Source organism: Robertmurraya dakarensis, assembly GCF_900156875.1.
GTDB classification, from domain to species: Bacteria; Bacillota; Bacilli; order Bacillales; family Cytobacillaceae; genus Robertmurraya; species Robertmurraya dakarensis.
The window spans coordinates 466,221-481,823 of the sequence record NZ_LT707409.1; the positions used below are offsets into that span (position 1 = coordinate 466,221).

The window sequence follows — 15,603 nt, forward strand, 5'->3', positions numbered from 1 at the left end:
TTCATAAAGGAGATGAGAACCGAAAAAGCTCCAGCAAAAGTGGTTAACGGTCTTCATAAAGGAGATGAGAACCGAAAGAGCTCCAGCAAAAGTGGTTAACGGTCTTCATAAAGGAGATGAGAACCGAAAGAGCTCCAGCAAAAATGGTCAACGGTCTTCATAAAGGAGATGAGAACCGAAGAGGCCTAGCGTTAGCAGAGAACGGTCTTCATCCATAATCTTATAAAATGAATAATAATTTAGATGTCTGTGGAACAATCGTGAAACAAGATTTTTCGGGTCGTCGCAGTGACCATACTAAAAAACTATAGAGGTCCAAACTTAGATGGCATATAATGGAACAATAGAGTTTTTTTGATAAGACTTAGGTGCAGAAGTCGGATCATTTTGTAAAAGGGGAAGAAACATGAGAAATATTAGAATAGTGGGTATGGGGAAATATTTGCCCGAGAAAATCGTAACGTCAGAAGAGATTGATAGATTACTTGATTTGAAGTCTGGTTGGTCTGAAAAAAAATCAGGTGTTAAATATAGACATTATGCGAATGGGGAAACGGCGTCAGAAATGGGAGCAAAAGCGGCGTTAGCGGCTTTGACAGAAGCCAATCTTTCGTTAGAGGATATTGATTGTCTTGTATCCACGAGTGGTACGATGGAGCAGCCGATTCCGTGCAGTGCATCGCTTATTCATGAAAAATTGCAGCCGAATAAACCAATTCCAGCTTTTGATATTAATTCCACCTGTCTCAGCTTTGTTACGGGATTAGATGTTATTTCCAGTCTGGTTCATGCGGGTACCTATAAAAGAGTGCTGTTGGTTTCGACCGAAATTGCCTCGATCGGCATTAATCCAAAGCAAAAAGAAAGTTTTGTTCTTTTTGGGGATGCTGCCGCTGCTTGTATTATTGAGCAAGGAAAAGAAGGTCAAACTTCTGGAATCCTTTCCTCGAGAATGGAAACCTACAGCAAAGGAGCTCATTTGACTGAAATTAGAGGTGGAGGGACGAAATATCACCCGAACCATCATGATGTGGAAGAAGACTTTCTTTTTGATATGAACGGAAAAGAAGTGTTTCGCATGAGTTCAAGAGTAATTGTTCCGTTTGTCGACCAACTCCTCGAGGGTGCAGGAATAGCGAAGAGTGAACTAGACGCATTGGTTCCTCATCAAGCAAGCGGGATGGCGATGAGACTGATGAGGTCAAAATTAGATATTAGTGACGAGAAATTTATCAATGTGATTGAGCATTACGGCAATACCATTGCGGCTTCGATTCCTCTCGCTTTATGTGATGCTATTAAAATGGGAAAAATCAAGAGAGGCAATAAAGTGATGCTGCTTGGAACGTCTGCGGGGCTTTCTTTGGGAGGACTACTGCTTGAATACTAAAAAGGTACTGTTAACAGGAGGCCGTGCACCCAGCACTTTAGAGTTGGCACGCCTTTTTTTCATGAATGGCTATAGCGTGCATATTGCGGACAGCTTTCCATATGCTTTGGCGAAGAAAAGCACGGCCGTAGAGAAATTTCATCTGACGCGGAAGCCCAAGCAAGAAAGCGAAAAGTTCATTGAAGATCTGATAAAAATCATTGTGGACGAGCAAATTGATTTGCTTGTCCCAACTTGTGAAGAAATCTTTTATATTGCCAGGTTCCAGGATGAAATTAGAAAATATTGTGAGGTATTTGTTGATACATTCGAAAAAATGATTACCTTGCACCATAAGTTCGATTTTATAAAATTAGCAGAGTCGTTCGGAATGCAGGTACCTGGTACTACGTTAATCACAAGCTTGGAAGAATGGAAGAAAGAAACGCAGGGAAACAAGCGAAGTCTCATCGCGAAGCCTGTATTCAGCAGGTTTTCGAGTACAGTACATAGATTACCAGAAGAACGTGACCTGCAGATTGATGTCAGTGAAAAAAAGCATTGGGTGCTGCAGGAGTTCATTGAAGGATCACACTATTGTTCCTATAGTGTGGCGAATCGAGGCAAGCTGCTGGCTCATACGACTTATAAAAGTGAAATTCGCGCCGGTGATGGAGCCAGTATTTATTTTCAACATTATGAGCATGAAAAAATTGCAGAGTGGGTAGAAGTTTTTGTACGGGAAATGGAATTTCATGGGCAAATTGCTTTTGATTTTATACAGGATGAAAAGGGTGAAGTATTTGCGATTGAATGCAATCCTCGCTTAACGAGCGGGGTTCATCTTTTCCGGAATACAAACTTGCCAGCTGTTTTTTTTGAAAATAAAAGCGTTAGACCAAATAGTGACCACCCTGTTTCGTTGAAGGCGGCTCTTGTGTTATACGGTTACCAAAATATCAAACTAGCAGGAGTGAAACGATTTTTCCAGGCGTTTGGGAGGTCAAGAGATGTTGTGTTTAATACGAAGGATATCGGACCATTCCTTTATCAATGGTATTCTTATCTTAAAATATGGGAGCTTAGCCGCAGGAATCAGATCAGCCTTTTAGAAGCCACAACTTATGATATTTCTTGGGACGGTGATTGATAATGAGGATGCTAGTTACAGGCGCAACCGGCTTCGTTGGGCAAAAATTAGCGCATCGTCTGCTGGGCAGCGGACATGAAGTTTTTGCGATGGGGAGAAATGAAATTGTTGGAAAGAGATTAGAACAGGCTGGAATCACTTTTCTAAAAATTGATCTGTCAGATGAGGCAGCTGTTATAGCAGCCTGTGAAAAGATCGATTACGTTTTCCATTGTGGAGCATTTTCATCCCCGTGGGGGGAATATGAACAATTTTACAAATCGAACGTACTAGGAACAATGCATGTCATACAAGGGTGCAAAATTCATGGGGTCAAAAGATTAATTCATGTATCTACCCCGAGCATCTATTTTCAATACGATGATCGTATAGATGTAAAAGAAGATGACCCATTACCTGAACACTTTGCCAATCACTATGCCGAGACAAAATATTTAGCTGAAAAAGAAATCGATAAAGCCTACCATGAGGGCCTTCCTGTAATTACGATACGTCCGAGGGCGATATTCGGACCGGGGGATACAGCGATTATTCCGCGATTGATCAAAGTTAATGAAGAAAAGTTTATCCCGCTCATTCATGAGGGAAAGGCCCGACTTGACTTGACGTATGTAGAGAACGTCGTCGATGCACTCCTGCTGTGCATGAATTCACCAGAAGAAACAATAGGTGAAAAATACAATATCTCAAATGGAGAGCAGGTTAAGTTAAAGGAAATATTAGAGACGCTTTTTCAGACACTGGACATGCCGTTACGTTATAAAAAGGTACCCTATGGGGTGGCTTTTCGTTTAGCTGAGCTCTTGGAATGGGTCTCGCGGACCTTTCAAAATAACAAAGAGCCGCTGTTAACGAAGTACACAGTCAGCGTGATATCGAAAACACAAACATTAAATATAGAAAAAGCGAAGAAAGAATTGGGTTACGAGCCAAAAATCATTGTGAATGAGGGGATTGAGTTGTATGCCAAGTGGTGGAAGCAGCAGCAGAGTTGAATTATCATGGAGGCTTATGACTGCAGGCTCTTGTGGACAAGTTGAAAAATTCACCAATACGACGAAGCCTTTAAAGTCGATTCAGTTTCCTGCGCATTTTAGTTTGATCCATCATCACAAGGAAGGATATATCTTGGTGGACACCGGTTATTCCGATCATTTCCACGATGCTGCGAAAAGTTTTCCTTATTCCTTGTATGCCAAGATTACGCCGATTCAGTTCAAGCCTGGGGACAGTGCGGTTGAACAATTGGCAGCATTAGGGATCCATTCTTCTGACGTTAAATATATCTTTATTACCCATTTTCATGCCGATCATATTTCTGGTCTGCTGGATTTTCCAAATGCAAAGTTTATTTGTTCTAGAAAGGCTTATGGAGATGTTCAAGACAAGAAGGGGATTGCAGCGTTATTAAAAGGATTTTTACCAGATTTACTTCCAGAAGATTTTGCTGAGAGAGTACTATTTTTAGAGGATGGCAAAATTGCTAGTCAAGAAGACTTGTTTCCGGAAGCGGCTTCCCTAGAAATATTGAATTCACCTATTTACGATGTATTCGGAGACGGCTCCATTTTCTCAGTCGATTTATCTGGACATGCGCATGGTCAAATGGGATTACTATTTAAACAAAATGATAAAGTGATTTTCTTAGTAGCGGATGCGGCTTGGGATAGCTCTGCTGTAAGGAATCTGGAGATGCCTTCAAAGATTACGAAGCTGATTATTCATGATTATGAGGTATTCCGTACAACCTTAACGCAGTTACATCATTTTTATAAAAAGCATCCACATGTTGCCATGATTCCATCACATTGCCGTGAGTACAAGGGGGAGTCAAGATGCAAATTGTGTTAGTTACGGGAGCAAACGGCGGATTTGGAAGGCTGACTTGTATAGAACTGATAGAATCAGGATTTCATGTGATTGCGACGATGAGAAACATCGAGAACGGGAAAGACTTGGCTGCACAAGTCGAACATCTCGGACTTTCTGAAAGGCTAACCGTTTTACAGATGGACGTGACAAAAATTGCGGAAATTGAGAAGGCGAAGGGTATCGTTGAAGAGAAGTTTGGAAAATTGGATATTCTCATAAATAATGCAGGGTATTGCCAAGGTGGATTTATCGAGGATTTGACTTTGGAGGAGTGGGAAACTCAGCTTGGGACGAATGTTACTGGAACCTTTTCTGTCATCAAAACCTTCCTTCCTATTCTTGAATCAGCAGGACATGCTCATATTATTAATATCAGCTCTGTCAGCGGATATTTTGGATTTCCCGGCATGAGTCCGTACTGTTCATCCAAATTTGCGCTGGAGGGGATGAGTGAAAGCTTGCGTTTGGAATTGCTTCCAAGGAATATCCATGTCTCTCTCGTTGAGCCCGCTTCCTATCAAACGAAAATATGGGAAAAAGGATTGGAAAATATAAAGATAGAAGAAACTGACTCTAGCTATAAAAAACAGGTATATAAATACGCAAAAAATGCGGAAGAACATGGTTCTGATCCAGTGGAAGTGGCGAAATTAGTCGTGAAAATATGCAAGATGGACAGACCACGATTTCGTTACCCGATTGGGAAAGGAGCAAAAAGCCTTTCCATTCTCAAAAGAATCATGCCGTGGGGAGTAATTGAATTTGTTGTGATGAAAAAACTGACATGAAAGAGGAAGTGAGATGAAACGACTTTTACAGATATTGTCTGCTTATTTTAAGACAAAAAGAATGGCAGGATGGACTTCTAGAGAAAAGCTTGAGGTTTGGCAGGAAAAGAAGTTGAATCAACAGTTGAAGTACATAAAAAAGCGTTCACCTTATTTCCAAAGAGTGCTAGAGGGTGTGGAATCTTTAAGCATAAAAGATCTGCCTAAGCTTCCAGTGATGGATAAAGAGGTGATGATGGAGCATTTTGATGAGCTGAACACCGTGAACATTCATAAAACTGAAGCGTTTGAGATCGCTTTAAAAGCGGAAGATACTCGAGATTTTAGTCCGATGATTGGGAGCATTACGGTTGGGCTTTCTTCCGGGACATCGGGAAACAGGGGCTTGTTTTTAGTATCAGAAGAAGAAAGAAATATGTGGGCCGGTACGATATTGGCGAAGCTTCTTCCGGATGGGTTGAAGTCAAAAGAAAGGATTGCCTTTTTCCTTCGAGCCAATAGCAATCTTTATGGATCGGTAACGTCGAACCGAATATCCTTTGCATTTTTTGATTTGCTGGATGACCTGGATGTTCATGTCAAAAGATTAAATGACTCTAACCCTACCATTTTAGCAGCCCCCCCTTCGATGATGAGAATGCTCGCCGAGAAAAAAGCGGAAGGGATTCTGCGGATTTCTCCAAAAAAGATCATTACGATGGCGGAAGTATTAGATCCGTTGGACGAAACCATGATTGAAGCAGCGTTCGGGCACCGGGTACACCAGGTTTATCAGTGCACAGAAGGCTTTTTGGCAGCGACATGCTCACGCGGAACCCTGCATTTAAATGAAGATATCGTGATTATTGAGAAGGAATTTTTGGATGAGGACAGATTTTCACCAATTATCACAGATTTCACGCGAAAAACTCAGCCCATCATTCGTTATAAATTGAATGATATTTTAACACTGAAGAAAGGCGGCTGTTCCTGCGGTTCTCCTATGACAGCCATTGCGCAAATTGAAGGCAGATGTGACGATATCTTTTATTTTAAAAATAAAAATGATGTGGTTGTCCCAGTTTTTCCTGATTTTATCCGTCGTAGTGTGATCACCGCTTCAGCGTCTATCAGGGAGTATAAAGTCATTCAGGCTGCTGACCGTGTTTTGGAGGTGCAGTTAGCTGCGGAGGGTGATGGGATTGAGGAAATCGTGAGAAAGAATTTAGAAGACTTCTTTTTGAGAATAGAATTAGAGGTGCCTGACATTCGTTTTACTCCCTATACACCAAATCAGAAACTGCAAAAGTTAAAACGAATTGAAAGAAAGGTAGACAAGTAGGGGGAGAACCCAATGAAAGAGTCGGAAGTTTTATTTTATGATAAGGAAAGCTTTGAGGAGATTGATTGGAAGAAATATGATGAAGGAGAATTGCTTCGAAACTACTTTTCTCCGTTGGTGAAGGGGACGCGGCATTTTGTTGCGAATGTTATAACGGACATTCGCTTTGTGGCCCTTGATCATCTTTTACTGCCGTACACCATCAATCAAGAAGAATATGAGAATTCTTACGTGTGCTCTCCGTACAATCATTATATTACTTATACAAAAGAAGAACTGAGGATGCTGCAAAATCCTCCTCTTGAAAAAATCCTTGGCATGGTTGTTAGTGGCATCGGTATTTTTTCGAAAAAGATTGAGATGAATCGGGTCGTATATGTAAACAATTGGCTGATTTCCACGAATTTATTTTCACAGGCTAGTAAGGAACAAATCAGGAAAATAAAAGAAGCACTCGTGAAAAAATATCCAAATCATTTGATTGGGTTTCGTTCCGTTAATGATGGTTTGTATGAAGAAATGAAACGGCATTTTGTTCATCTTGGTTTCCAATTGCTCCCAAGCAGATATGTGTATATTTCAGGACCTGATTTACTTGAGAAAGCAACAAAGAAGACGCGAAATACGCTGGGTCGAGATCGGAAGCTTTTGAATCAGGAGGATGTTGAAGTCATTCATCATGAAGATTTTTCAAAAGAGGATCTAGAAAGAGCGAAGGACTTATATGATATGTTGTATTTAGAAAAATACTCCTATAACAACCCGCAGTTTAGTCAGGATTATATCTTTCATACCCATCGAAGTAAATCGCTAACCTATGTAGGAATCAGGTATAAGGGGAAGCTAGAGGGAGTATTTGGGTCGATGATTTATCAGGATAAAATGGCCAATCCAGTGCTGGGGTATAATACAGCACTGCCGATAGAAATCGGCTTATACCGAATGCTGCGTTACCTTGCTGTGAATGAATCGATTGTTCACCAGCGTATGTACCATCAAAGTGCAGGAGTCGGCAGGTTCAAATATGACCGCGGCGCTACAGGCTATCCAGAGTATACGGCAATTTTTGTGGAGCATCTTGCTTTTAAGAAGAGATTTTTCTGGCGTACCCTTTCTTCGCTTTTGAATCGATTTGCGGTGAAAATAATTGAGAAGAAGAGACTATAAAGGGCCCGAGGCTGAGGTCGTTTTAGGGAGTTCAGTAAGAGAAAAACGGACTTCATAAAGGTAATGAAGACAGATTCCTAGTTTAGGAGGAAAACGAGCGGTTTTCATTTAAGGGATGAGAACCGAAAGAGGTCCAGCGAGAACGGGGAACGGTCTTCATACAAGGGATGAGAACCGAAAGAGGTCCAGCGAGAACGGTGAACGGTCTTCATAAGAGGAATGAGAACCGAAAGAGGCCCAGCGGAAGAAGGCTATGGTCTTCATAAGAGGGATGAGAACCGAAAGAGGTCCAGCAGAAGCAGGAAATGGTCTTCATAAGAGGAATGAGAACCGAAAGAGGCCCAGCGGAAGAAGGCTATGGTCTTCATAAGAGGGATGAGAACCGAAAGAGGCCCAGCGGAAACAGGCTATGGTCTTCATAAGAGGGATGAGAACCGAAAGAGGCCCAGCGAAAACGGGGAACGGTCTTCATACAAGGGATGAGAACCGAAAGAGGGCCAGCAGAACCAGGAAATGGTCTTCATAAGAGGGATAAGAACCGAAAGAGGTCAAGCAGAAGCAGGAAATGGTCTTCATAAGAGGAATGAGAACCGAAAGAGGCCAAGCGCAAGCAGGTAAAGGTCTTTTATAAAAGGTATGGGAAACAACAATCTCTCTTATACTATTAAGAAAGTAAGTGAGTGGACATTCATAAAACGTTTGGAAAAGGCAACAGTTGATTGTTTAAGTTTTGACATTGTTGAAACAAGAATTTATAACTTAACTTTAGGAGGTAAGCAATGCGAAACAGCTAATGCATTAACACCTCCTCCTGAAACACCAAAAACCGATAAATAATATACAAAATATTTTGAATATTATAAATACTTTGTTGTATTACATAAAAGAAAGAGGTAATATGATAGAAAGCCTTTAGTAATTATGGAAAAATAGAATACTTAAAGGGGTATTGTATTAAGAAGTATTTCTGTTACATACGCTGTATGCAGTTTGGTATCTCAAGCAATCAGCAAATTAGATCATGAAAACCGTTAAAAATCCAACGATAGATTGATACATTAGTATACATTGAGGGAGGAAACTGGAATGGGTAATCAAATAAAGCAATTGGATGCTGTCATTGTTGGCGCTGGATTTTCAGGTATGTACATGCTTCATATGCTTCGTGAGAAAGGATTTACTGCCAAGGTATTTGAAGCAGGCGGAAGCGTTGGAGGAACGTGGTATTGGAATCGGTATCCTGGAGCTTGTTGTGATGTACCAAGTGTTTACTATAGTTTCACCTTTTCGGAGAAATTGTATAAAAATTGGACGTGGTCGTCAAAATTGCCTTATCAGGAGGAAATTTTGCAGTATTTAAACTACGTAGCAGACAGTTTGAAAGTGCGTGATGGGATTCAATTAAATACAAAGGTAACTTCTGCTGTTTATAACGAACAAGAAAACGTATGGAACATAAAAACAAGCGATGGAAATGAGGTTTGTGCAAAGTATTTCATCACTGCTGTCGGCAGTCTTTCTGCAGCAAATACACCAAGTATTCCAGGGATGGAAAATTTTAAAGGAGAGACGTACCATACAGGCCACTGGCCTCATGAACCTGTCAGTTTCAAGGGTAAAAAAGTTGCTGTGATTGGAACGGGATCCAGTGCCGTCCAGACCATACCGGTCGTCGCCGAAGAAGCTGAGAAGCTAACCGTTTTTCAACGAACTCCTTCCTATGTCCTGCCAGCAAGAAATGGAAAATATCCTCCTGGATTTGTAGAGGATTTGAAGGAAAACTTCGATGGACTTCAGAGACAGATGAATGAATCTCCCGCAGGATTTCCAGTAGAAAGCAGGGTTTTGAGATCAGCACTTGAAGACACCCCGGAAGAGCGTTATGAAAATTACAAAAAAGCTTGGGAAATGGGCGGATGGGCACTAGGAGGAGTATATTATGATACAACGACGAATGATCAATCAAATGAATATGCTTCCGAATTTGTCCGAAATGTAATTCGAGAAACAGTAACAAATCCTAAGACTGCTGAAATGCTATGTCCAACTATCCCTATTTGGGGGAAGCGTTTAATTCTAGGTACCAACTATTATGAAACATTTAATAGAGATCATGTAGATTTGGTCAGTATAAAAGAAACTCCAATCGTTGAATTGACTGAGAATGGCATTCGTACATCGGATAATTTTTATCAGGTGGATGCCATTATCTTTGCTACCGGGTACGATGCTATGGCAGCCCCTATAATGAAGCTTGATGTCATAGGAAGGAATGGACTTTCACTTAGAGAAAAATGGCAAGATGGTTTGAACGTTAGTACTTGTCTTGGCATAACGAATGTTGGATTTCCAAATATGTTTTCCGTTTGGGGGCCGCAAAGTCCTGTTTTCGCAAATATCCCTAAAATTATAGAAATTAATTCGGAATGGGTTATGGATTTGATTGAATACTGCCGAACGAATGATATTGATGTAGTGGAAACGACTGATACTGCAGAAGCAAAGTGGATGAATCATATTAACAGTGTCGCCGAAGGGACCATTTTTATGAAAGTGGACAGTTGGTATAACGGTGCAAATATTGACGGTATGCCAAAAAGGGTGCTTACGTATTTGGGTGATGTCTTGACATACAGAAAACAGTTTGATGATATAGCGGAAAATGGTTATAGGGGTTTTACATTAACAGGAAGCAAACCGACAATGACCATTAGGGAGGAGATGTCCTGACTTAAATGTTCTAGACTATTGGATAAAATGGGAGCAGCCCCAACACTTCTTCTTACACCTGAACAAGTAAGGGTGTCAGGAGCAATGTCATTAACTTTAAATTACACAAAGTGGAAATTATTAACATTGTCAAAAAATAGTTAGAGAAAACAAAGAAAACCTATTGTCTTTTCAGAATCACCACAATAGTCGATTTGAATACCAGTTTTTGGTATTCCTTTCGAGAAGTGGTGATTTTTTATGAAAAAAAGGAAATTTTCGGAAGCTATAGAGGTTATTTAATCCCTACTAGATGACCTTATTTTTATGTGCGGTTCACGAGTGAGATCAACTTATTTTACTTGCCTAGGAAACAACAAGCTAAATTTATGTTGAACTTCGGGGGGAAGAGTCCACTATTTGAGTTGGATCAATACTTCGAAATGTTTAAATAAGTTGGATTTAGGTGATGAGGAAGTTTTAATCATTAACCTAATGGACGAGCAATGGATATACAATCATTTAAATCTCTTTATTTTAAGCGCTGGGGAATTGAGACTAAATACGATGAGTTAAAGAGCAAACTTCAGATTCAGAAGTTTACTGGAGATACTCCAGTTTCAGTTGAACAGGATTTTTATGCGTCTATGTTTCTATCTAATATTTGACATCTCTTGTTAAACAAGAGGCTAATGAAATGATAGTACAAGCCACGCAGCCAGCGGAAGATGGAGGTGGAAAACAAGACTAAAACCGATTTGCAGATTACACCCTTCCATTATCTTTTATAGCCATATTAAAGGTCTCTTTCTTGGTAATTTCCCCAATACTTGTCATATTTTGAAAATTTAGAGATTTTAGTTGCTTAGTGATCATTTCCAAAATACACTTATTAGTAGAATATCTGGTAAAAATAAGGAGGAGTATTCATGGTAGAAAATGTTGTTAATTTGGAACAATTGGTAAAGGATATAAATTCTGAGGTTATTACTTGGCGTCGACACCTTCATGAAAATCCAGAATTATCTTTTCAAGAAATAGAGACTTCCAAATTTGTCTATGAAATTCTTGAGTCTTTTGGTGCATATGAATTGTCACGTCCTACCAAGACTAGTGTTATGGCTCGTTTAATTGGTTCGCAGCCAGGAAAAGTCGTAGCTTTAAGGGCAGATATGGATGCATTACCTATTCAAGAAGAAACAGGGCTTCCATTTTCTTCTAAGAAGAGTGGTGTTATGCATGCTTGTGGACATGATGGTCACACAGCGATGCTGTTAGGAGCTGCCAAAGTATTATCTACACTAAAAGACCAAATTAAAGGGGAGGTTCGTCTATTCTTTCAACATGCTGAGGAATTGATTCCAGGCGGAGCTCAGGAAATGGTTAAGGCGGGGGTTACGGAAGGCGCCGACACCGTTATAGGTCTTCATCTTTCTTCTCAGGCACCTATAGGTCGATTTAATATTATTTACGGTTCAGCAATGGCCGCGTGGGATTCATTTGATGTCATCATAGAAGGCAAGGGCGGACATGCCTCTAGACCACAAGATACGATCGATCCGGTTGCGATCGCGGTACAGGCGATTAATGGAATAAATCAGTTTATTTCAAGAAAAGTAAATCCAGCACAGCGCGCAGTTATTTCTATTACCAAAATTCAAGGTAGTGATGCCCATAATATCATACCTGATTCGGTAAGTTTTGGAGGATCTGTTCGCACCTTTGACCCTAAACTTCGTAAACAAATTCCAAAATGGATTGAGCAATATGTAAAAGGATTAACAGAGGCTAATGAATGCTCCTATAAAATCGATTATCAATATGGTTATAGTGCCGTTATTAATGATGAGAAAGTTACCTCGGTGGTGGAGCAAACACTCATCCAAGAATTCGGAGAAGAACATTGCAAGCGTGGAGAACCATTAATGGGAAGTGAAGATTTTTCTGCCTTTTCAAATGAGGTACCAGGATGTTTTGTGTTCTTAGGTGCAGGAAGTGAAAATCGAGAAGAAAATTATCCTCATCATCATCCAAAATTTATGATTAGAGAAGAAGCGTTGGAATTAGGAGTTAAATTCTATGTTAAAACCGCTTTAAGCTATATTAATAGCAAAGAGTAAACGGCAATAGCTAATGGTTTGGATTTCTATCCCTATCTTGTGAAGCTAATAACGGAATTTTACAAATCTAGATATCTATCAGAATCCATAAATTTTTAATCATTAAATGCCTTGGTCAAAAACTATGCAATTAACCTGTGGCAGATATAATAAATAACCGTAAATCTGATCAAATAATCACGATATACGGTTATTTGTGATGCGTACCGTCAGCTGCGCTTAATTTTATTTCGGGCTTGCAAATCTCTCCTAATATATGGGATCTAAGGGGTTTTTATTTATAGTAAAAACCTGAAATTCTAAAGAGAAAGTGGATTTAAAAACTGGCACATAACATTGTTCTATTAAGCGCCAAATTGTTGAACAACGTATGTTAAAATTGAACAGAAAAATAAACCGTAAAGGGAGCGATAGTCTTTAATGGAAAGACAAGAACACGTCATTTTTCGTGAAGTTCAGCGCCCTCGCCAAATTTGGGTATGGGTGTTAATTTTAATGATTGCTGCATTCATGTGGTTTAGCTTCATAAAACAAGTCATCTTTGGCATTCCAGTTGGTGATAATCCGGCTCCTGATGTAATTATGGTGATTCTCTGGCTGTTTTTCGGGATTGTATTCCCACTTTGTCTGTTAGGGTTTATGAAGTTAATTACTGAGGTGCGTAAGGATGGTCTTTATATCCGTTATGTACCGTTTCATGTTCGTTATAAGTCATTTTTATTTGAGGATATGGTTAATTATAAGGTCATTACCTACCATCCACTTGGAAGGTTTGCAGGTTGGGGCATACGTTTTAATCTAAAAGGAGAAACTGCCTATAATATGAGTGGAAATCAAGGAATCGAATTACAATTAACAGACAATACTGTGGTGATAGGATCTCAAAATCCGGATGGGTTGGTACAGGCTCTGGATTCGGCTCAAGAGACTCAGGTGAGATGGTAATGTTCCATCATTTGGCGCGATTATAAAAATTGATCGCGCCTATTTCATTTAAGCGACAGATTGTTGGAAGCGCCAGAGTAAAATTATCTCATTGGAAGACTATTTGTGAGATGTTCCATTAACGAGTAGCTTTACTTTAGGAAAATAACAACTATAGATCAAAAGGATATTATCATTAAAGAAAGCAACATTAAGTTGCTTTTTAACTAGTTAGTCTCGATTGTCTATTGTTATTGATTCAATGAGAGGTTTGTCAATTGATTTAGCGAATTTATCTGTGATAACAGGTCTTTGTTCGTAGTTCGTGTATTCCATATACTATATTTAATTGTATTTGGTGAGTCTGTGTTTTCATTGCGCATTATTAATCCACCTCGGTTTAATATAGTTTTAATAAAGTCATTACACAAATTATAGAATGCTTCTTAAAAAAATTTTTAATCCTTTTCTCTTTTAAAAGTTAAATGGTAACATGATGAGCTAATAACTGGTAAAGAGTTTACAGAAAGTTGTTTGCAAATTTTTGGAATATAGATTGAGATACGATCGTTCCCCATCCAGCTTGCTCCTGATGTTTAGGCCGTATTCTTTTCCGAATGTTAATTGTAATCGTTTATGAGTATTATAAAGACCAATATGAGCAAACGAAACAAAATCTTTTTCAAGATCTTGCTTAATCAATCTTTCAGCCTCGATGCACGCTCCGTTATCAATAATAGAAATAAGTAGATGACTGCGATTCTCTTTAATTTTAATTTTTATAAAGCATTTTTTGTCTAACACCTTAGTGCCGTGATACAAGCTGTTCTCGATTAAGGGTTGTAGAAAAAGTCGTAAGGTTAAGTAATTTTCTAAATGAGCACCGTAATCCCATACTACATCGATTTTTCCCCTGTATCGTATTTTCTGAATGTCAAGCGGTCTTCATCAAGGAGATGAGAACCAAAACAGGCTGAGTGATAGGAGGAAACGGTCTTTATAAAGGAGATGAAGACCAATTACTAGTTTAGGAGGAGATTGAGTGGTCTTCATAAAAGGGATGAGAACCGCAAAAGGCCCTACGGAACCAGAAACCGGTCTTCATAGAAGGGATGAGAACCGGAAGAGGCCCAGGGAAAACAAGAACCGGTCTTCATAAGGGAGATGAGAACAGAAACAGGACCGGCGATAGGAGGAACCGGTCTTCATAAAGGAGATGAAGACCAATTACTAGTTTAGGAGGAGAGCAATCGGTCTTCATAGAAGGGATGAGAACCGGAAGAGGTACAGGGAAAATAAGAATCGGTCTTCATAAGGGAGATGAAAACCGAAACAGGAACAGTGGTAGGAGGAAACGGTCTTCATGAAGGAGATGAAGACCAATTACTAGTTTAGGAGGAGATTGAGTGGTCTTCATAAAAGGGATGAGAACCGCAAAAGGCCCTGCGGAACCAGAAACCGGTCTTCATAGAAGGGATGAGAACCGGAAGAGGCCCAGGGAAAACAAGAACCGGTCTTCATAAGGGAGATGAGAACCGAAACAGGACCGGCGATAGGAGGAAACGGTCTTCATAAAGGAGATGAAGACCAATTACTAGTTTAGGAGGAGATTGAGTGGTCTTCATAATAGGAATGAGAACCGCAAAAGGCCCAGGGAAAAGAGGAACCGGTCTTCATGAAGGAGATGAAGACCAATTACTAGTTTAGGAGGAGATTGAGTGGTCTTCATAGAAGGGATGAGAACCGGAACAGGCTCAGCGGAACCAGAAACCGGTCATCATGAATGGGATGAAGACCGAGAAATGGTACAGAGGTCAAAGGAAATTGTCTTCACATATGTGATGAAAACCGGAAAAGATCCAGCCAAAACCTAACCGGTCTTCATCCTCTCAAAGCAATAACAAAGATTGCAAAAGATTCACCTAAAATCTCATCAAAATAAAAAACGTCACAAAATATTCACAAACTGAAGGAATTGTGGTAAGGTGTTCTATGGCATAAAAAAATACAAGTTCATTGATAAAATGTATCCTAGTGCTGCATCTTTATCCTGTTCTTTTATTTTTTATATGGGGGAAGGATTTCTAGTATTCTATAATGCTTTGATATCAGCCCGCCATAAAACGGTTTCATGCAAGTAGTGTAATGAAACCGCTTTTATGGCGGGTTTTTTTTTTTTTTTT

General features: G+C 39.7%; 12 protein-coding genes. All 12 read left to right on the plus strand.

Going from position 1 to position 15,603, the window contains the following annotated elements; translation table 11 throughout:
• Positions 1 to 406: 406 nt before the first annotated feature.
• The 12 genes from CZ487_RS11420 (at position 407) to CZ487_RS26600 (ending at position 15,294) form a co-directional block, all read left to right on the plus strand.
• Positions 407 to 1,390: a beta-ketoacyl-ACP synthase III gene (locus CZ487_RS11420; protein WP_077212293.1), complete on the plus strand. Its 984-nt coding sequence runs from the start codon at positions 407 to 409 to the stop codon at positions 1,388 to 1,390.
• Positions 1,380 to 2,519: an ATP-grasp domain-containing protein gene (locus CZ487_RS11425; protein WP_077212294.1), complete on the plus strand. Its 1,140-nt coding sequence runs from the start codon at positions 1,380 to 1,382 to the stop codon at positions 2,517 to 2,519. The genes CZ487_RS11420 and CZ487_RS11425 overlap by 11 nt, the downstream gene beginning before the upstream one ends.
• Positions 2,520 to 2,521: 2 nt before the next feature.
• The gene (locus tag CZ487_RS11430; RefSeq protein ID WP_077212295.1) at positions 2,522 to 3,514 is read left to right on the plus strand and encodes an NAD-dependent epimerase/dehydratase family protein; all 993 of its coding nucleotides are present in this window, start codon (positions 2,522 to 2,524) and stop codon (positions 3,512 to 3,514) included.
• On the plus strand, positions 3,483 to 4,370 hold the full coding sequence (locus CZ487_RS11435; protein ID WP_077212296.1) for an MBL fold metallo-hydrolase: 888 nt from the start codon (positions 3,483 to 3,485) through the stop codon (positions 4,368 to 4,370). The genes CZ487_RS11430 and CZ487_RS11435 overlap by 32 nt, the downstream gene beginning before the upstream one ends.
• A complete protein-coding gene (locus CZ487_RS11440; RefSeq protein WP_077212297.1) occupies positions 4,355 to 5,179 on the plus strand; it encodes an SDR family oxidoreductase in 825 nt (274 codons plus the stop codon). Before CZ487_RS11435 ends, CZ487_RS11440 begins: the two co-directional genes overlap by 16 nt.
• A 13-nt stretch (positions 5,180 to 5,192) precedes the next feature.
• Positions 5,193 to 6,500 (plus strand): F390 synthetase-related protein, encoded by a 1,308-nt coding sequence (locus CZ487_RS11445; protein WP_077212298.1) that lies wholly within the window; start codon positions 5,193 to 5,195, stop codon positions 6,498 to 6,500.
• Between the two features lie 12 nt (positions 6,501 to 6,512).
• A complete protein-coding gene (locus CZ487_RS11450; RefSeq protein ID WP_077212299.1) occupies positions 6,513 to 7,667 on the plus strand; it encodes a hypothetical protein in 1,155 nt (384 codons plus the stop codon).
• Between the two features lie 1,086 nt (positions 7,668 to 8,753).
• Positions 8,754 to 10,397: a flavin-containing monooxygenase gene (locus CZ487_RS11460; RefSeq protein ID WP_077212301.1), complete on the plus strand. Its 1,644-nt coding sequence runs from the start codon at positions 8,754 to 8,756 to the stop codon at positions 10,395 to 10,397.
• 485 nt (positions 10,398 to 10,882) lie between these two features.
• Complete coding sequence (locus tag CZ487_RS26315) at positions 10,883 to 11,044, plus strand: transposase (protein WP_139339560.1); 162 nt, start codon at positions 10,883 to 10,885, stop codon at positions 11,042 to 11,044.
• 261 nt (positions 11,045 to 11,305) lie between these two features.
• Positions 11,306 to 12,496 carry a M20 metallopeptidase family protein gene (locus CZ487_RS11465; RefSeq protein ID WP_077212302.1) on the plus strand — a complete coding sequence of 397 codons (1,191 nt, stop codon included), beginning with the start codon at positions 11,306 to 11,308 and terminating at the stop codon, positions 12,494 to 12,496.
• A gap of 420 nt (positions 12,497 to 12,916) precedes the next feature.
• Positions 12,917 to 13,441 carry a DUF6141 family protein gene (locus tag CZ487_RS11470; RefSeq protein WP_077212303.1) on the plus strand — a complete coding sequence of 175 codons (525 nt, stop codon included), beginning with the start codon at positions 12,917 to 12,919 and terminating at the stop codon, positions 13,439 to 13,441.
• A 1,697-nt stretch (positions 13,442 to 15,138) separates the two neighbouring features.
• Entirely contained in the window at positions 15,139 to 15,294 is a 156-nt protein-coding gene (locus CZ487_RS26600; RefSeq protein ID WP_154676027.1) for a hypothetical protein, read from the plus strand.
• Positions 15,295 to 15,603: the final 309 nt, after the last annotated feature.